General features: G+C 40.6%; 18 protein-coding genes. 10 read left to right on the forward strand and 8 right to left on the reverse strand.

The features are described from left to right. The first annotated feature begins 97 nt into the window (after nt 1-97). From EL121_RS02635 to nrdD, 5 genes are all read left to right on the forward strand, one after another. Nucleotides 98-1,357 carry a TolC family protein gene (locus EL121_RS02635; RefSeq protein ID WP_039197496.1) on the forward strand — a complete coding sequence of 420 codons (1,260 nt, stop codon included), beginning with the start codon at nt 98-100 and terminating at the stop codon, nt 1,355-1,357. A 1-nt stretch (nt 1,358) separates the two neighbouring features. Beyond that, entirely contained in the window at nt 1,359-3,575 is a 2,217-nt protein-coding gene (locus EL121_RS02640; RefSeq protein WP_039197498.1) for a type I secretion system permease/ATPase, read from the forward strand. Next, complete coding sequence (locus EL121_RS02645; protein WP_039197500.1) at nt 3,553-4,776, forward strand: HlyD family type I secretion periplasmic adaptor subunit; 1,224 nt, start codon at nt 3,553-3,555, stop codon at nt 4,774-4,776. The genes EL121_RS02640 and EL121_RS02645 overlap by 23 nt, the downstream gene beginning before the upstream one ends. A gap of 219 nt (nt 4,777-4,995) precedes the next feature. Continuing rightward, nucleotides 4,996-5,463: an anaerobic ribonucleoside-triphosphate reductase activating protein gene (nrdG, locus tag EL121_RS02650; protein ID WP_005616641.1), complete on the forward strand. Its 468-nt coding sequence runs from the start codon at nt 4,996-4,998 to the stop codon at nt 5,461-5,463. Between the two features lie 4 nt (nt 5,464-5,467). Further along, nucleotides 5,468-7,249, forward strand: coding sequence for an anaerobic ribonucleoside-triphosphate reductase (nrdD, locus tag EL121_RS02655; RefSeq protein WP_039197502.1), 1,782 nt, complete (start codon nt 5,468-5,470; stop codon nt 7,247-7,249). Nucleotides 7,250-7,351: 102 nt separating this feature from the next. On the opposite strand, the gene EL121_RS02660 is transcribed toward nrdD, so the two are convergent. Then, entirely contained in the window at nt 7,352-8,242 is an 891-nt protein-coding gene (locus EL121_RS02660; protein ID WP_039197504.1) for a LysR family transcriptional regulator, read from the reverse strand. 177 nt (nt 8,243-8,419) lie between these two features. On the opposite strand from EL121_RS02660, the gene EL121_RS02665 reads away from it, so the two are divergent. Together EL121_RS02665 and EL121_RS02670 are read left to right on the forward strand one after the other, a co-directional pair. Further along, nucleotides 8,420-8,998, forward strand: a complete 579-nt coding sequence (locus EL121_RS02665) for a DsbA family protein (protein ID WP_052190392.1) — start codon at nt 8,420-8,422, stop codon at nt 8,996-8,998. A 9-nt stretch (nt 8,999-9,007) separates the two neighbouring features. Further along, nucleotides 9,008-9,661 carry an NAD(P)-dependent oxidoreductase gene (locus EL121_RS02670; protein ID WP_039197506.1) on the forward strand — a complete coding sequence of 218 codons (654 nt, stop codon included), beginning with the start codon at nt 9,008-9,010 and terminating at the stop codon, nt 9,659-9,661. A gap of 33 nt (nt 9,662-9,694) precedes the next feature. On the opposite strand, the gene EL121_RS02675 is transcribed toward EL121_RS02670, so the two are convergent. Together EL121_RS02675 and rdgC are read right to left on the reverse strand one after the other, a co-directional pair. Further along, on the reverse strand, nt 9,695-10,300 hold the full coding sequence (locus EL121_RS02675) for a beta-phosphoglucomutase family hydrolase (protein WP_039197508.1): 606 nt from the start codon (nt 10,298-10,300) through the stop codon (nt 9,695-9,697). 9 nt (nt 10,301-10,309) lie between these two features. Next, nucleotides 10,310-11,218, reverse strand: coding sequence for a recombination-associated protein RdgC (rdgC, locus tag EL121_RS02680; RefSeq protein WP_039197510.1), 909 nt, complete (start codon nt 11,216-11,218; stop codon nt 10,310-10,312). 356 nt (nt 11,219-11,574) lie between these two features. On the opposite strand from rdgC, the gene proC reads away from it, so the two are divergent. Genes proC through citC form a run of 3 tightly spaced genes read left to right on the forward strand, consistent with a single transcriptional unit; the run spans nt 11,575 to nt 14,613 of the window. Further along, on the forward strand, nt 11,575-12,396 hold the full coding sequence (gene proC / locus EL121_RS02685; protein ID WP_039197512.1) for a pyrroline-5-carboxylate reductase: 822 nt from the start codon (nt 11,575-11,577) through the stop codon (nt 12,394-12,396). Beyond that, nucleotides 12,393-13,565 (forward strand): 3-phenylpropionate MFS transporter, encoded by a 1,173-nt coding sequence (locus EL121_RS02690; protein ID WP_039197515.1) that lies wholly within the window; start codon nt 12,393-12,395, stop codon nt 13,563-13,565. The genes proC and EL121_RS02690 overlap by 4 nt, the downstream gene beginning before the upstream one ends. Continuing rightward, entirely contained in the window at nt 13,558-14,613 is a 1,056-nt protein-coding gene (gene citC, locus EL121_RS02695; protein ID WP_039197517.1) for a [citrate (pro-3S)-lyase] ligase, read from the forward strand. Before EL121_RS02690 ends, citC begins: the two co-directional genes overlap by 8 nt. A gap of 98 nt (nt 14,614-14,711) precedes the next feature. On the opposite strand, the gene mnmA is transcribed toward citC, so the two are convergent. From mnmA to nqrE, 5 genes are all read right to left on the reverse strand, one after another. Further along, on the reverse strand, nt 14,712-15,881 hold the full coding sequence (gene mnmA, locus EL121_RS02700) for a tRNA 2-thiouridine(34) synthase MnmA (RefSeq protein WP_039197519.1): 1,170 nt from the start codon (nt 15,879-15,881) through the stop codon (nt 14,712-14,714). Nucleotides 15,882-16,061: 180 nt separating this feature from the next. Continuing rightward, nucleotides 16,062-16,307: a (Na+)-NQR maturation NqrM gene (gene nqrM / locus EL121_RS02705; RefSeq protein WP_005595875.1), complete on the reverse strand. Its 246-nt coding sequence runs from the start codon at nt 16,305-16,307 to the stop codon at nt 16,062-16,064. 12 nt (nt 16,308-16,319) lie between these two features. Continuing rightward, nucleotides 16,320-17,360 carry an FAD:protein FMN transferase gene (locus tag EL121_RS02710; protein WP_039197521.1) on the reverse strand — a complete coding sequence of 347 codons (1,041 nt, stop codon included), beginning with the start codon at nt 17,358-17,360 and terminating at the stop codon, nt 16,320-16,322. 205 nt (nt 17,361-17,565) lie between these two features. Then, a complete protein-coding gene (gene nqrF / locus EL121_RS02715) occupies nt 17,566-18,795 on the reverse strand; it encodes an NADH:ubiquinone reductase (Na(+)-transporting) subunit F (RefSeq protein WP_039197523.1) in 1,230 nt (409 codons plus the stop codon). A gap of 10 nt (nt 18,796-18,805) precedes the next feature. Further along, nucleotides 18,806-19,402 carry an NADH:ubiquinone reductase (Na(+)-transporting) subunit E gene (nqrE, locus tag EL121_RS02720; protein ID WP_005624085.1) on the reverse strand — a complete coding sequence of 199 codons (597 nt, stop codon included), beginning with the start codon at nt 19,400-19,402 and terminating at the stop codon, nt 18,806-18,808. Nucleotide 19,403 lies beyond the last annotated feature (1 nt).

A 19,403-nucleotide genomic window follows, 5' to 3' on the forward strand; every position in this document is an offset into this window, starting at 1 on the left:
TTTTTTACACGTTTTTTTTAGAACATATTTCCCTATTTACAGTCCAATGCGTGCTAGAATATTTCCTATCCATTTTATTTCTGCTGAATATTTCTCCATGAAAAAATCTTATTATACTTTATTAAGTGTTGGATTATTTTTATTCACCCCATCACTCTCTCAAGCCGAAAGTTTAAAACAAATTTTGCAATATGCTTTTACGCAACATCCAAATTTAGATGAAGCGAGAGCAAACATTCGTGTCGCAGAAAGCCAAACTAAAATTTCAGAAGCCGGTCATCATCCGGTTATTTCTCTCAGCCAGAATAAAATACTCGCACAAAAGCATACTTACCAAGGGGAGAGACGTTCCGATCCTAGTATTAACGGCAGAATAAACCTCTATTCCTGGGGAGCTGTAGAAGCTGAAATTGAACGAGATAAGCATCGTGTCGAATATTATCAACATAAATTTAGTGAAACGCGTGAAACAATGGGGCAAACAATTGGGCAATATTATTTAGGAGCATTACGAGCCAAAGAAAATATTGCTATCTACCAAGAAAGTTTAGCCCGTCATGATAAATTAATTGCAGATTTAAAAACGATCGTTTCTTATGATCCCGGTAGAACCTTTGAATTAAATGAAGCAATGACTCGCCGTAATCAAGTAGAAACAAATATTATTCGCCAAGAACGTATTCTTCATACAAATTTGAGTCAGTTAGGACGATATAGCCAAAATGAGGTAGATGAGAATTCGTTACAAGATCCTTTTGCTTCACAAGATACTCTTGCATTCTTAAAGCGCTATCGTAATGAGAACCTTGCAAAAAATCCAACATACCTTGCACAAGAAAAAGAATTTGAAAGTACGGAATCTGCCGTTAAAGCCGCCGAAGCTCGTCGATTACCTTCAATTAATTTAGAGGGTTCCGCAAGTCGTCATGAGCGAGAAGTCTATGTTGGCGTATCTTGGGATATTTACAATTCAGCCACGAAGCATGAGGCAGAACGGAGCCGCCATTCTCAAGCAGCCGCTAATGCAAAATTACGAAGCATTAAATTAGAAGTAGAAGAAAAAGCTCGTACGGCAGAATTAGAAATGTTCCGTTCACAAAAACTGGCGAAAACGACACAACGTCAAATTAAATTACAACGAAAAGTCGTTGACGATACCGAACTACAATTTGATATTGCAACAAAATCATTACTTAATTTGCTTGACGCCTACCAAGAATTAACCAGTGTACAGGCGGAAGAAGTTGCAGCACGTAATGATTATCGAGATGCCGCACTACTCTATTTAGTCTCTCAAGCTAAAGTGGCTAATTGGGCTGGCTTTAGCACTCTGAACTTAACGGAAGAAGGTAAATAAATTGAAAGCAATTATCGAACACATCGCCCATATCACCCAGCTACACGGTTCTCCGGTAGCTAAAGAAGCGCTTTCTGCTCAGGTAATTCGAGAACAAAATCTCAATGTGAATTTTCAGTCATTGGTCGAAGTTTTACGTTCGCACGGATTTGAAAACCAAATTTCTCGCCGTGAATTAAAAGATATTCCTTCGCTTTCAACACCAGTGCTAGTGGTCTTACAAAATGAAGAAGCTGCTATTGTTACGAAAATTGAAGGTGCAGGCAGAGAACGTATTTATCATTTGTATCAAAATGGTGTCACACATACCGTATCGGCAGACTCGCTCGCTCAAAATTATTTGGGATATTGCTGGTTTATTAAACCTCAAACCGCTAAAGACGAGCGTTCGGAATTGCCGGAATATCATATGCCGAAAGCTTGGTTCTGGAAGGTGGTTTGGCGTTTCCGTTCTTATTATTATCAAGTGATCTTAGCAACTTTTATCATCAATTTCTTAGCCTTAGTCAGCTCACTTTATGTGATGAACGTTTATGACCGAGTGATTCCGAATAAAACTTATGAAACCCTTTGGGCATTAAGTATCGGTGTAGTGCTTGCGATTAGCTTCGAATTGGCGGCAAAACTGATTCGAGGACATCTCACTGACATCGCCGGTAAAAAAGCCGATTTACTGATAAGTTCTGCGATCTTTAGACGAGTTATGGGCTTACGTTTAGTAGATAAACCGGCATCTTCCGGTTCTTATGCCAACAACTTACGTGAATTTGAGTCCGTTCGAGAATTTATGACCAGCGCAAGTTTATTGGTATTAGTCGACTTACCTTTCGTATTGTTATTTATTTTTGTGATTTTCTTGGTGGGAGGTTCCTTAGCGCTCGTGCCATTGATCATTATCCCAATTGTGATGATTGTCGGCTTTGCGGTACAACCGAAAATTGCAGAAAACATTAATAAAACCATGCGCGAAAGTTCACAGCGACAAGGTTTGGTTGTGGAAGTGATTGACGGTATTGAAACCTTAAAAACCAATAATGCGGCAAACTGGGCGCAACAGCGTTGGGATTCTTATACGGCAAAGACTGCTGCGACACAGATTAAGGTAAAAGACTTAAGCAATTTTGTGGTGAATTTTTCAACGGCAATGCAGCAACTGAATACCGTTTTTTTAGTGGTGGTCGGTACTTACCTTATTCATGCGGAAAATGAAGCCTCTCGCATTACGATGGGGGCATTAATTGCTTCCGTAATTCTTTCCGGTCGAGCATTGGCGCCATTATCACAAATTGCCGGACTGGCGACACGTTTCCAACAAGCTCGTCTAGCATTAAAAGGTTTGGATAGTATTATTGAGCGCCCGACCGAGCGTGATCCGGAACGTAAATATATTACGTTGTCATCCGTACAAGGACATATTCAATTTAACCAAGCTGCATTCCAATATTCTGAGCAAGGTAATGAGATTGTCTCTGGACTGAATTTACAAATAAAACCGGGCGAGAAAATCGGTATCTTAGGCAAAATCGGGAGCGGTAAAACCACTTTACTTAAATTAGCTTCAGGTTTATACGAACCAAGCAAAGGAAATGTTACATTAGACAATGTCGATTTACGCCAAATTGATCCGAATTTCTTACGTAATCAAGTGGCGTTATTTAGCCAGTCTCCTCGATTATTTTTAGGTTCATTACGTGAAAACTTAGATCTGGCTCGTACCGACAATTTCGCCAGTGACCAAGAATTATTACTGGCGCTACGCCGCTTTGGTTTAGATCGCATTATCCAGCAACACCCTCGCGGTTTAGATATGCCTTTAGGTGAAAACGGACAAGGGCTATCCGGTGGTCAAAAACAATTAGTTGCCTTAGCACGCTTAACCTTAAAAGATCCGAAGGTAGTATTGCTTGACGAACCAACTAGCGATCTTGACCAAGGCTCGGAAATGATGGTGTTAAACGCTTTAGCCAATTGGACGAAAAATCGCACAATGCTAGTAGTGACACATCGTCCGCAAGTATTAAGAATTGTTGAGCGAGTGATTGTCGTCGAAAATGGCAAAATCGTATTAGACGGCCCTCGTGATGCCGTTCTAGCAAAATTGCGTGAGAATGAACAAGCAAAAAAACAACAAAATTCGACCGCTAGTACTAAACAAGCAGAACCTGTAGCAACGCAATCACAAGGAAGTGAAAATAATGAGCAACCAAGAAAAAATTAGCCAAGCTGATCTCGCTTTAATTAACGATCTGAACGCTGCTATGCAAACTGAAAAACATCGTGGCATATTTGCCGTGATTATCTTGTTCTTCGCTTTTCTGGTGGTCTTCGTAATCTGGGCATATCATAGCCCGTTAGAAGAAGTCACGCGTGGACAAGGGAGCGTTATTCCGACCAGTCGTGAACAAATCGTGCAAAGTCTTGATCCCGGTATTATTCGCGAAATGAAAGTAAAAGAAGGCGATATTGTCGAAAAAGACCAAATTTTACTGACTTTAGACGATACCCGCAGTTCTGCTATGCTACGAGAAAGTAAAGCGAAAGTACTTAACTTACAAGCTGTTGCAGCTCGTTTACAAGCCGAAGCTTATGGTATGCCGCTCAAATTTAGCGCAGATATTCCTCGTGATATTCAAGCTCGAGAAAAAGCCGCTTACCAAGCTCGCCTACGTGCCATGAGTGATGCGGTGAAAGGTTTAACGCAAAGTAAAGCATTATTGGATCGTGAAATCGCACTCACCTCACCAATGGTTAGAAAAGGGGTAATGTCTGAAGTTGAGTTACTCCGAACCAAGCGACAATCTGCCGATCTTGCTCAACAAATCGCGGAACGTAAAAACCGTTATGCCGCCGAAGCAAATGAGGAATTAGTTCGTACGGAATCAGAGTTAGCACAAGCAAAAGAAACACTGGCGATGTATGCAGATCCGGTGGAACGTTCACAAATTAAAGCACCGCTACGTGGTATTGTGAAAAATATCAAAATTAATACGGTCGGCGGTGTGGTTCAAGCCGGACAAGATATTCTGGAAATTGTGCCGCTGGATGAAAAATTGCTGGTACAAGCTTATATTAGCCCTAAAGACGTTGCTTTTATCCAAAACGGGCAAGCTGCTCTGGTTAAAATTAGTGCCTATGACTATGCAATTTATGGCGGACTTGAAGGCAAAGTAACGCTTATCAGTCCAGATACGCTACAAGATGATCGAACACAAAGTACGTTAAAATTAAATCCGGAAGAGTCTTACTACCGTATTTTAATCGAAACCAACGAAAGTAAAATCTTCGACAAAAATGGCAATCCGCTTGAGATTACGCCAGGGATGACTGCTACGGTTGATATCCGTACCGGTGAAAAAACGATCTTCCAATATCTCATCAAACCGATTACGCGTATGAAGCAAGCAATGCAAGAGCGCTAAATCGTTCTCATTTTTATAAGGCTGTCTGATATTCAGACAGCCTTTTTTATCACAAAAATTTACAATCCGTTATCCGCTTTATTTTTCCGTCACTTAGCAAATTGCAACCCCTCCCCTGCAAATTTTTTGATTTTATTTTCAAAAAAAATGACTAAAATACACAACATCTTGTGTTAATAATTAATTAAAACACAATATATAGCAACATTTTTATAACAAATGAAAAACCTCAGATTTTGCTCGGAACAAATCGTTTGGCAAGAAGTGCCGCACGAAACCTCACTCGCCTTCTTAATTACCGGTTGCCCGTTAGGCTGTAAAGGCTGTCATAGTACGGAAAGCTGGAAACTAGGAAGCGGTCAAATTTTGACAAAAAATTACCTCGCCGAGCAATTAAATAAATACCAAGGCTTAGTCAGCTGCGTACTTTTTATGGGTGGCGAATGGCTGCCTGAACAACTTATTCCGCTACTGAGTTACTGCAAACAAAGAGGGCTACAGACTTGCCTTTATACAGGGCTTGAACGAGATGAGCTTTCCGCAGAGTTACTTTCGCAATTAACCTACCTAAAAACAGGGCGTTGGATTGCAGAAAGAGGCGGTTTAAACAGTCTTACCACCAATCAACGTTTTATCGATTTACGCACCGGTGAAAATCTAAATCACTTATTTAGCAAGGGAGTTTAATTACATGATTCGCTTACAACCTAATCAACTTGAAGGCAAGTTAGGCTTTATTGAGCATTATCTGCACGCAAAAAATGCGGCGGACGGTTCCAAAATGGATGCGAATGCCAATGTGACCCAAAAAAACATTGCCACCATGGAAAACGAAATGATGAAAGACTTCTTTGTGCAAATTAACCGTGCCAAAGTGAGTAACAAAATTGCAGAATTATTTGATGAAGGGCTTGCTGGCGAATACTTACGCCAAATTGAAGCGCATGAGATTTACGTACACGATGAGACAAGCTTAAAGCCTTATTGCGTATCGGTCACAATGTACCCTTTCTTACGTGATGGGCTCACCAAATTGGGCGGAGAATCCAAAGCACCAAAACACCTTGCATCATTCTGCGGTTCTTTTGTGAATTTTGTGTTTGCGGTCAGTTCACAATTTGCCGGTGCTGTGGCAACCGTTGAATTTTTAACCTATTTTGACTATTTCGCACGTAAAGATTTTGGTGATAATTATCTTGAAACCCACCGTAGTGAAATCGAAAATCATCTACAACAAGTGGTTTATAGTATTAATCAACCGGCTGCCGCTCGTGGTTATCAAAGTGTGTTCTGGAATATTTCGCTGTATGACAAACACTATTTTGATGCGATGTTCGGTAATTTTGTGTTCCCTGATTTTGAACGCCCGAATTGGGAAACGACTGCCGCATTGCAAATTTTCTTTATGAAATGGTTTAACCAAGAACGTACTAAAGCGATTTTAACTTTCCCAGTAGTAACGGCAGCAATGCTAACCGAAAATGGTAAATGCAAAGACAACGAATTTGCTGATCAAATGGCAGAAGAGCTTTCGCAAGGTAACTCATTTTTTATCTATCAATCCGATAATCCTGATTCACTTGCTTCTTGTTGCCGTTTACGTAATGAAATCTCGGATCACACATTCTCTTATTCATTGGGTGCCGGTGGCGTGGCGACCGGTTCGATTAACGTAATTACCATCAATATGAACCGTTTAGTGCAAGATGAACGTAATTTAGACGAAGAAGTCGGCAAGATCCATAAATATCAATATGCTTATCGCAAACTAATGGAAGAATATTTAGCCGCCGGAATGCTACCGGTTTATGACGCCGGATTTATTTCTTTGGATAAGCAATTCCTCACGATTGGTATTAATGGAATGGCGGAGGCTGCCGAATCACAAGGACTAACCGTCGGTTATAATCCGGATTATATGCAGTTTGTACAAAGCCGTTTAAAAGTAATTTTTGATGCAAATCAGACCGCTTCCAAAAAATATGGTGTGAAATTCAATACCGAATTTGTACCGGCAGAAAATCTCGGTGTGAAAAATGCGAAATGGGATAAAGAAGATGGCTATTTTGTGCCTCGTGATTGCTATAACTCTTATTTCTATGTAGTGGAAGATGAAAATACTAATGCTTTGGATAAATTCTTGCTCCACGGAAAAGAGCTAATTGAGTGGTTAGATGGCGGTTCTGCGTTACACCTCAACCTAGACGAAGCATTAACTCAAACGGGCTATCGCTCATTGCTTGATATTGCAGCAAAAACCGGCTGTAACTATTTCTGTATCAATGTGAAAATCACCATTTGTAACGAATGTGCACACATTGATAAACGTACTTTATGTAGTTGTTCAAAATGCGGTTCGCAAAATATCGACTACGGCACACGAGTGATCGGCTACTTAAAACGTGTATCCGCTTTCAGCTCCGCCCGCCAAAAAGAACACAGTTTGCGTTTTTATCATCGGAAAGCGGCTTGACCCCTCTCTCTGCGGAAATTGCTTGACGCAATTTTCGCTGTCTCTCTCCCGCAAGGGGAGAGAGTGCATTTCCTTTTTCTCTTAAAAATTTAACCGCTTGTATCACCAATCTTGGTTGGCAAAACGTTCGACTAAAAAGTCCACAAACTGCCGAACATTAGGCGACAATTTATGGCGTGAAGCATAAAGAGCATAAATCGAATAAGTTGGTAATTGCCAGTCAGTGAGTATCGCAGTCAGACGATTTTCCGCTAAATGTTCACTAGTCAAATACTTCGGCAGCATTGCGATACCGCCGTCTGAAAGCGTAAAGTTCAATAATGCCAATGTATCATTGGTCGTAAAGGTGCTGGTTAATTCTAAATGGACTTCCTGATCAGCTTGGCTAAATTTCCATTCCTTTTTATTAATATTGGCATGAGCTAAATAGCGATGCTGACTTAGATCTTCCGGTCGTTTTGGCGTTCCGTATCGTGCTAAATAGTTCGGGCTTGCGACAATCAAGGAATGACACTTCGCCAATGGGCGAGCAATTAAACTCGGATCCGGATTATTGGTAATCCGAATCGCAACATCAATCGCTTCTTCCACCAAATTCACTACTTTATCTCCCAACTGCATTTGCACATTAAGTTGCGGATGTATTTCCATAAATGTTTGAATTGCGTCCAATAAATGCGAACTGCCAAAGGTAGTATTCGAAGCAATACGCAATGTGCCGTGCAAACTATTTTGTTGCTGATGAAAATCCTGCTCAATCGAATCGGTTATATTTGCAATTTTTCGGCAATATTCGACCGCTTGTCTGCCTGCATCCGTTAGCGAAACGTGGCGAGTAGTACGATGTAATAATCGGGCATTAAACCACTCTTCCACTAACGCAACCGCTCTGGTTACCATTGGACGAGAAAGTTCCATTCTCTCCGCCGCTGCTGTAAAACTATGAGTTTCCGCCACATTTAAAAATACTTGAATCGCTGTAATTCTGTCCATTTTTCATTCTTCTAACATTTTAAATTGAAACAATTATAATTTAAAATTCATTATTTTCACCAAATTTATTTCAAATAATGAAACAAACTTTTGCTAAAGAGATTCTTTTTCACTGGATTCATTTACGTATAATGCAGCTCATCTACTGATGAAGAAATAAGATTTCAAGGAAATAAAATGCAAAAAATTTATTATCTTTTCGACCCTTTATGTGGCTGGTGCTATGCCGTCTCCAACGGCTTGGCAGAATTAGCGGAAAATGCCGAAATTGAACTGATACCAACCGGCTTATTTAGTTATGACCGTTTGATTGATGCCGATTGGGCAGAACACGCTTGGACAAATGACCAACGTATTCATCAACTTACCGGACTATCTTTTAGTGAAACTTACCGACAAAATATCTTGCTTGGAGCGAAAAACTTTAATTCTTTCGCACTGGTGCAAGCCTTAACGGCGGTACGACAAGTAGAACCCACTCAAGAATTAAACGTGCTTCGCCTATTCCAAAAAGCTCGCTATGAAAACGGTCTAGATACGGCGGATATTAACGTACTCAGCCAAATTTTAACTGAGAATGGTTTTACACAAGCGGTCAATATTTTGCAAAATTCTGCCACGATAGATCTTGCTAAGGAACGCATTACCCAAGGGGCGGCATTAGCGGCAGAACTTGGTGTACGTGGAGTACCGCAAATTTTTAAACAAACCGAACAAGGTTTGATTCAACTCAATACTCAAACATTTATCAAATAGGAGCATAAAATGAAAATTGCAGTTATCGGAGCAACAGGATTAGTCGGAAATGCAACTGTACAAGAATTAGCTGAGCGTGGTCATCAGGTCATCGGCTTTGCACGTAACATTGAGAAAGTATTCCAAGCGGACAATGTAACGGCAGTACAAGCAGACGTAAATGCCGCTGATTTTGCCGAAAAATTAAAAGGCTTTGATGCCGTAGTAGCCGCATTTAACGGCGGTTGGGACAATCCAAACTTAGCAGCGGATACCGAGCGAGGTTGGAAGGCTATTTTAGCTGCGGCTAAAACCGCTCAAGTGCCGTATTTATTGGTCATCGGCGGAGCAGGTAGCCTATATGTTGCCCCGAATCTTCAGTTAGTTGATACGGCGGAATTCCCTGCGGAAATTTATCCGGCGGCAAATGTGGTGCGTAATTTACTGACTGAATTACAAGCTCGCCGAGATATTAACTGGGCATTTTTATCGCCTGCCGCAATGTTTGCCGTCTTACCGTTATCTTTCGATAAAACCGGCACTTATCGTTTAGGTAAAGATGATATGTTGCTGAACACAGACGGCAGCCCAGCTAATATTACTGTGCCGGATCTCGCCGCCGCGATTGCTGATGATGTCGAACAGAAAGCTCATTTATTTGAGCGTTTTACCGTGGCGAACTAGAAAATAGCTCTCTCCCGCAAGGGAGAGAGTTAATTATCGTGCCTTTGTAATCTGATTGGTTCTCACATCAAACACATCCATTCCGCCGGCAAGAGCAGCTTGGATGCCGAGATCAGCATCTTCAAATACCAGACAATGTTTAGGCTCTACGCCTAAACGCTCAGCACATAATAAAAAGGTTTCAGGTGATGGCTTATGTTCTTTCACATCATCCGCATCGACAATCGTATTAAAATACGGGCGGAGGTTAAATTTATCGAGTAATTTATAGGCTTGGATCCGATGTGCGCCGGTGCCTACTGCTAATGGCTTTTTACCTGAATAATGTTGGATAATCTCAAAAGCCGGTAACAGAGAGGAATGTTCATAAGTAAGATCCATCGCAATTTTACGCTTCATTTGCACCACTTCTTCCAGCAATTCCATCGGCATATTTGCTCGTTGCATAATTTCACGTCCGATGGTGTAAGTGGTTGCTCCGCCTAGCTCGTACATTACCGAGCTATCCACTTGATAGCCAAAATGTTCGCCGGTAATCTCCCACGCTTTTGCATGGCTTGGCATCGTATCAATAATAGTGCCGTCCATATCAAAAATGAGAGCCTGATACTGATCCAAAATTTCTGCACTGACTAACATCGCTTTCTCCTAAATACGTTCTTTAATGCCGCCAAATTCCTCAATCATTTTTTGGGTAAATAATTTGAGCTCTTCGGTCATCAATAAGAAATCCGCATCGAAACGTTGAGCAATATCTTCTTTTAAAATATCGTCATTTTTCTCACGCACTTCATCAGCAAATTTAACACGAGAAAGCGTTGCATCTTCATTCAATACACACGAGAAATGGTTCTCCCAATCAATTGCAAGTTTTGTAACAAATTTGCCCGCTTGTAAATGTTGAGCAATCTCTTCGCTTTCCAGATCTTGACGTTTGCAACGGATCACGCTGTCTGTATCAAAGGATTTTAACTCGGCTTCTTCCAATAAATTCAACCAATTCGGCGTATGTCCTTTGGCAATCCAGTTCGTCATCACTTCACTCGGCAATAAAGCAAATGAAATTGGCACAACAGGTAGCGATCCTAATGTTTTACGCAATAATGCGAGCGTATCTTCCGCTCGTTTGCTTGAACCGGCATCAACATAAACTAGCTGGGCATCTAAATCCAACCAAATTGCGGTAAATTGATGTTTACTAAATGCTCGAGGCAACAACATTGCCACCACATCATCTTTGATCGCCTGTTTTTCTGTTTTCTTGAGCTTACGGGCTTCTTTTTCTTCTAAAACGGCAATACGTTCTTCCGTTTCTTTTTTCACCACATTCGCCGGTAACAGCTTATCTTCTTTATGTGAAACCAATAAAAACTGTTTGCCCTGCGAAAAATGTAATAATTCCGACCCGGAAAGCGGATTCGACCAACCGAATTTACTCATATCGCTTTGTGAACAAGGGCTAAATTTGGTTTGTTGCAGTTGCTCTTCCAGTGAATGACTTTCCAACGAAAGCGGCGAAGTCAGGCGATAAATCATGACATTTTTGAACCAGAACATTTTTATGGATCCTTTTAGGGTGTTAGAATGGGTAAAATTCTAACAGATTTCTCTTTTGGGCTCTAATCAAATCTCCTTTCCCTTTTTTCTAAAGAAAGGGAGCTTGAGGGAAATTGTGATTTATCCCCTATTTCCCGCCAAAGCGGTTGCGTAAACTTTTGAAGGCAACTTTTCGTGTTTGAGTTTGCTTGCAAACGAGTTTGAAAAGTTCGCCTCAAAAGTTAGCAATAAGCGTAGGGAGAAGGAAAATCCGGGGGCGCCTTTCTTCAGTTATTTTTTGAGGGTTACTTTCTTTGGTGAAGCAAAGAAAGTGACAAAAAACAGATAAAATTTATTAACATTAGCTGGAAATAATAATGAAACAATACCCACTTCTAGGCTTTATCGGCACCGGCAATATGGCATACGCCATCATTCAAGGCTTACTCAAAAGCCATTATCCCGCCTCGCAAATCATCGCTTGTAACAAAAGCAATATAGCTCGCCGAGCGGAATTACAAGCGGTTGGCATTGCAACAAATTTTACCAACCACGAAGCAGTCGAACAGGCGGAAGTCGTTGTGTTAGCAGTCAAACCGCAAATGATGGCGGAAGTTTGCAGCGAATTTTCCAGCGTAGATTTTTCGGATAAAACCGTGATTTCTGTCGCAGCAGGGATTTCAGTAGATCGTTTAGAGCAGCTCTTACCCACTGCTAAAAATATCATCCGTACCATGCCGAATACCCCTTCGCTAATTGGTGAGGGAATGACCGGGTTATTTGCAAAAAAATCAGTAAATTCGACCGCTTGTCAATTTGCAGAGAGCTTAATGTCTGCGGTCGGAAAATGCTATTGGGTCGAACAAGAACAACAAATCAATCATATTATTGCGGTAACTGGTTCCAGCCCGGCGTATTTCTTCCGTTTTATGGAAGCAATGCAACAAAGTGCAATGCAAATGGGATTTAGCGAAGCTGATGCACGTTTACTAGTGCAACAAGCAGCGTTAGGCGCAGCAAAATTAGTCGAAGCAAATCCGAGTACTTCGCTTGCCACACTACGAGAGAACGTTACATCAAAAGGTGGAACAACAGCTCAAGCCTTAGCAGTATTTGAACAGCAAGCATTAGTAAAAATTGTTGATCAAGCGATGTGGGCAGCCATTCACCGAGCAGAAGAAATGGAGCAACAGTTATGATAAGGCCTACTCCTTTCCTGTGGTCGGCATTTAACTTTTTCGGTTTCTTTTGTGCTTTCGGCGTATTTTTACCATTTATGCCAGTATGGTTAAAACATCATGGCTATAGCACCGAGATGATCGGTTTACTCGCCTCATTCGGCTATCTATTCCGTTTTGCCGGCGGAATGCTGTCATCACAACAGGTTAAATCGTCCAATCAATTAATTCCAACCGCACGTGTGCTCACGTTATTAAATCTGATTGCGATTATTCTCATTGTGTGGTCGGTAGATTCTATTTGGTTGCTATTCCCTGCGTTGATGCTTTTCCATATTTTTAACGCCGGTGCAATGCCTATCGGTGACAGCATCGCTTCGCTTTGGCAACAACAAGTCGGCATTGATTACGGCAAAGCCCGTTTATTTGGCTCAATCGCTTTTGTGGTCGGCTCACTGAGTACCGGTTATTTAACCGGCTGGCTGGGTGAAGGCTCAATTATTTGGATTATGTTCGGTTTCTTTATCTTATTAGGCTGTGGGCAATTACTTACACCTAAAGTCAGATTTGAAAATCAACAAGATAAGAAATCTTCATCAAATCTCAGCTATTGGCAAATTCTCAAAGAACCAACTACGTTACGTATGATGTTTGCCGTTTCATTAATTCTTGGTTCACATGCCGCTTACTATATTTATAGTACGATTCATTGGTCGGCAGCCGGTATTTCCACCCAAACCAGCAGCTTGTTATGGGGCTTTGCGGTGTGTGCCGAAATTTTATTTTTCTTATTTTCCAACCGCTTATTTAAAGCGTGGCGAATTTCACATTTGATGATAATTGCAAGTTTGGTTGCGATTCTCCGTTGGTCGATTTTAGCTTCAACCACTGAAATTACCCTATTAGCGATCTCACAAACATTTCATGCTATCACATTCGGTATGGCGCACTATGCGATGATTCGTTATATTTCCGCCCAAAATCCGGAAAAAATCACCAAATTGCAGGGCTTATATTTTGCGTTATCGAATTGTGGCTTTACGGCGATTTTTACCTTTATATCGGGCATGCTATACCAAGATATACCCAACTTTGTCTTCTGGTTGATGGCGATTATCGTTGTGCCGGCAATTTTTATCGTGCCCAAAAAATTTGAGGTGAAACTAGTGCAAGGAGAAAATCATGTCTGAATATAGTATTGGCAAAGTATTTACTTCCGACAAAACCACTTATCAGGCAATTGATCAACTGCTCGAACAAGAAGGCATTCGTAGAGATAATAATCTTGATTACACCTGTGCGATGTATAACAACGATGATGAAGTGATTGCAACCGGCAGCTGTTTTTCAAATACGCTACGTTGCTTAGCGGTGTCTCATCAATATCAAGGCGAAGGTTTAATGAACCAAATTGTTACACATTTAATTAATGAACAATTTGAACGAGGTAATTCACATATTTTTCTCTATACCAAAACCTCCACCAGCCAATTTTTTGCTAGTTTAGGTTTTCACGAAATTGCCCATATAGAAGGGAAAATTTCCTTTATGGAAAATCAGCGCACCGGATTTGCAAATTATTTAGCAAATTTGACCGCTTGTAGTCCGGTTCCTCTCGCGACTCAACGGGTGGCGGCGATCGTAATGAATGCCAATCCGTTTACTTTGGGACACCTTTATTTGGTAGAAAAAGCGGCAAGCGAAAACGATCTGGTACATCTCTTTATTGTGTCTGAAGATAAAAGTTTGGTTCCGTTTGCAGTTCGAAAACAATTGGTAGAACAGGGTGTAGCACATTTAAACAATGTGATTTGTCATGAAAGTGGGTCTTATATTATTAGTTCGGCAACTTTCCCGAGTTACTTCCAAGAAAACGATAATGCGGTCATTGAAAGTAATGCAATGCTCGATCTGCAAATTTTTACACGTATTGCCACTGCGTTAGGCATTCAACGTCGTTACGTTGGCGATGAGCCTTTTAGCCGAGTAACCAATATTTATAACCAAATTATGCAAGATAAATTACCAGAACAGAGCATCGAATGCGTTATCGTACCTCGCAAAGGAGTGAACGAACAAATCATTAGCGCTTCTGCTGTTCGAGAGTTGATTAAAAATGGTGATTTCACTACGATGAAACAGATGGTACCGGCTTCTACATATCAATTTTTTACCAGCGAAGCGGCAAAACCGGTTATTGCACGTATTCAAGCAACAGATAATGTAAGGCACTATTAAAAAAGAAATGTAAAAAAGAAATGCTAAAAAACAAGCGGTCATATTTTGCAAATTTCTTACAAAATATGACCGCTTGCTTTATATAAGTAAGTTAATCCTTACTTCAATTGTTCTTCGATAACACCGCCACCTAAGCAAACTTCGCCTTGATAGAAAACCGCTGATTGTCCCGGTGTCACCGCAATTTGCGGCTCATCAAAGATCACTCGAATCGTATCATTATCCATCGGCTGAATTTCACACGCGATATCCGTTTGACGATAACGTGTTTTGACCGTACAACGTAAATTTTCACGAATAGGCTGGCGATCTACCCAGTGTAGCTGAGTTGCGATTAAACCGCTTGAAAGCAATGCTGAGTTATCATGGCCTTGTGCCACGACTAACACATTATTGATGAGATCTTTTTCGACCACATAAAACGGATCTTCGCTCAAGCCTTTTACCCCACCAATTCCTAAGCCTTTACGCTGACCGAGGGTGTGATACATTAAACCATCATGACGACCGACAACTTTACCGTCCACTGTTCTGATTTCGCCCGGTTGTGCCGGTAAATAACGCGCTAAGAAATCTTTAAATTTACGTTCACCGATAAAACAAATACCGGTCGAATCTTTTTTCTTCGCTGTCGCTAAACCGAGATCCTCAGCAATTTGACGTACAATCGGTTTCTCAATATCACCCACCGGGAATAGGCTCTGTCCTACTTGCTTATGGCTTAACGTGTAAAGGAAATAACTTTGATCTTTATTTGCATCTAAACCACGTAATAATTGTGCGTTATTATCATCACCGCTACGACGTACGTAATGACCGGTTGCAATATAATCCGCACCTAAATCTTCCGCTGCATATTCTAAAAATGCTTTAAATTTAATTTCTTTATTACAAAGAATATCCGGATTTGGTGTACGACCCGCTTTATATTCGTTTAAGAAATGCTCGAAGACATTATCCCAATACTCTGCGGCAAAATTGATTTTATGCAGTCTCATGCCCAGTTTATCCGCCACCGCTTGAGCATCGGCTAAATCCGCCGCTGCGGTACAATAATCAGTATCATCGTCTTCTTCCCAGTTCTTCATAAACAGGCCTTCAACTTGATAACCTTGTTGTTGCAGAATAAAAGCGGATACTGATGAATCTACGCCACCGGACATTCCAATAATCACTTTCTTTTTCGCATTCTCCGCTAATTGCTCAGCGGTTAATTTAGCAAAGTGAGTATCATAAGTTTTTGAGCTAAGTTGAGTTTGATTTGTCATAATTCTCCCGTAACTTCGGTTAAGGCGAAGCACATTGGTTGGTTTAACAGATAGGTAAGTATTTACTTACACATATAGAAAACGGCACAAACCGAATGTTTGTGCCATTAAAATATTGCAAGCGGTCAAATTTGCAAAAAGTTTTACAAATTCAACCGCTTATCCTATTCATTTGTTCAATTATTTTACTTCGTAAAATTGCGGTTCTTTGCTGAAACGTGCCACTTCTTCAGGATCAGCCGTACCGTCCGCCATTTTAGCTTTTAGATTGTCACAAGGCTCTTCACAGTCACACATTTTTTTCATACCTAATGCGGTAATTCCACCACAGCTGCCTTTGATTGTTTTTCCTTTTACGATAAAACCAATCGACATTGCAAAAATCACAGCAATAAAAAAGCCGAAAGTAATTAATAATGTTTCCATTGTTTACTCCAATTATTTTTGGTTAATTAATTTTTCAAATTCGCTCGACATTTTAGTTTCAAATGCTTCGCCGTTCTTAATAATCAGGAAAACCGCTAACTTTTCACGTTCAGCTACTTCCAGCGCTTTTTCTGGTCCTAATACGAATAAGCCGGTTGATAAACCATCTGCCGTCATTGTTGTTGGAGCAAATACGGTAATCGAGGCTAATTTATGGCTAACTGGACGCAGTTCTTTCGGATTAATAATATGTGAAAGACGGTTACCCTGCTCGTCTTCGAAATAATTGCGGTAATTACCGGAAGTCGCCATACCCAAATTATGTAATGGAACAGTAATCTGTGCCGCTTGCCCTTGTGCTAATGTTGGCTGCTCAATCGCAATACGCCAATCGACGCCTTGTAAATTTTTCCCTTTACCACGCAACTCGCCACCGATTTCCACCAAGTAATTCGCCAAACCGAGACTTTCCAGATGTTCCGCCAATTTATCTACGCCAAAACCTTTTGCGATGGAAGAAAGATCTAAATAAAGGTTAGGCACCAATTTTGTCAATGACGGTTTTTCACCTGTAGTTAACTTCAGTTTTTCAATACCAACCGATTTTGCTCGTTCAGCAATTTGTTCTGCTGAAGGCACTTTATTTAAACGTTTGTCCGGTCCAAAACCCCATAAGTTAACTAAAGGCCCAACCGTGACATCTAACGCCCCTTCAGTCACTTTATTTAATCGCATCGCTTCTGCCACCACTTTTGCAAAATCCGATGGAATTTCAACCGCTTGTCCAACTTGGCTCAGCTGATTAAAGTGGCTAATTTGTGACGATTTCTGGTAAGTCGACATCTCATTATTGACTGTTACCAATAAACTATCTAATTGCTTTTGTAACTCGTCTGGTGCAACTAAGTCTTCAACTTTACCGTCATCAATATATTTGACTGTATAAGTTGTTCCCATCGTTTTACCTTGTAAGGTAATTTGCTCCGGAGCTTTATTACAAGCGGTTAAAAAAATTGCCGACATTGCAAAAATTAAAATAGATTTAAGTTTCAAATTAAACCTCTTTATTTTAGTAGGTAAGATTTACGGACGAATACATCACTTCGCCCTAACAAAAGAAATTACTATTGAAAAAGACTGCAACAGCAAACTTTTTCACTAATAATTTAAAGCACTTCAAGCGGTGTGATTTACAAAAAACTTTGCAAATCACACCGCTTGTAAATCTGGGCGCATTTACACCCTGTTCGATTTGGTATTAACCACCGAAATCATCTAATAAGATGTTTTCGTCTTCAACACCTAAGCTCTTCAGCATACCGATTACCGCTGCGTTCATCACTGGTGGACCACACATATAGTATTCACAGTCTTCCGGCGCTTCATGATTTTTCAGATAGTTCTCATAAAGTACGTTGTGAATAAAGCCTGTGTAACCTGTCCAGTTATCTTCCGGTAACGCATCTGAAAGTGCTACGTGCCATACGAAGTTATCGTTTTCAGCCGCTAATTGGTCAAAGTCTTCTTGATAGAAGATTTCACGTTTAGAACGAGCACCATACCAGAATGACATTTTACGTTTAGATTTTAAACGTTTTAATTGGTCAAAGATATGTGAACGCATTGGCGCCATACCAGCACCACCACCGATAAATACCATTTCGTTGTCGGTATCTTTCGCGAAGAATTCACCGAACGGACCAGAAATCGTTACTTTATCACCTGCTTTTAATGACCAAATGTATGAAGACATTTGACCCGGTGGAACATCTGGGTTACGTGGTGGAGGCGTTGCAATACGCACGTTTAGCATAATGATGCCTTTCTCTTCCGGATATGAAGCCATTGAGTAAGCACGAATAATATGCTCGTCTACTTTTGACACATAACGCCATAAGTTAAATTTATCCCAGTCTTCGTGATACTCTTTCGGAATATCGAAGTCTTTATAGTTAACTGTATGAGGTTCCGCTTCAATTTGGATATAACCACCCGCACGGAAAGGTACTTCTTCACCTTCAGGAATTTGAAGTTTAAGCTCTTTGATGAAGGTTGCTTTGTTATCGTTAGAAATAACGGTACATTCCCATTTTTTCACACCAAAGATTTCTTCCGGAAGTTCAACATCCATTGAAGATTTTACGTTTACCTGACACGCTAAACGCCAACCTTCTTTCGCTTCTTTCTTCGAAATGTGCGATAACTCGGTTGGAAGAATTTCACCGCCGCCAGATTTTACTTGTACTTTACATTGACCGCATGAGCCGCCGCCGCCACAAGCTGACGATACGAAAATACCTTTGCTCGCTAAAGCACCAAGTAATTTACCACCCGCCGGAAGTGTAATGCCTTTTTCCGGATCGTTATTGATTGAGATGGTAATATCACCTGAATCGACTAATTTTGATTTAGCGAAAAGAATGATCACCGCAAGCACTAATACAAGAGCAGTAAATGCGATAATACCGAAAATAAAATTACTATCCACGATATGCTCCTTATAATTGAATGCCTGAGAATGACATGAAGCCTAACGCCATTAAGCCAACAGTGATAAAGGTAATACCTAAACCACGTAAACCTGCCGGAACATCAGAATATTTCATTTTTTCAGTTAAACCTGCAAGCGCAACGATTGCTAACATCCAACCCGTACCGGCACCGATACCATAAACCACAGATTCCGTGAAATTGTATTCACGTTGAACCATGAATGATACACCACCGAAGATTGCACAGTTTACGGTAATCAACGGTAAGAAGATACCTAATGCGCTATATAATGCCGGGAAGAACTTATCCAAAATCATTTCTAAGATTTGAACAAGTGCTGCAATCACACCGATGAACGTGATGAAGTTTAAGAAACTTAAATCCACACCTTCAACAAGTGCGCCGTCTTTTAATACGTGTGTATAAACTAATTGGTTAGCCGGTACCGCAATACCTAATACTACGATTACCGCAATACCTAAACCAAAAGCAGTTGAAACTTTCTTAGACACCGCAAGGAATGTACACATACCAAGGAAGAAAGAAAGTGCCATATTCTCAATGAATACAGACTTAACAAATAGACTTAAATAATGTTCCATC

It is taken from the genome of Actinobacillus equuli, assembly GCF_900636745.1.
GTDB classification, from domain to species: domain Bacteria; phylum Pseudomonadota; class Gammaproteobacteria; order Enterobacterales; family Pasteurellaceae; genus Actinobacillus; species Actinobacillus equuli.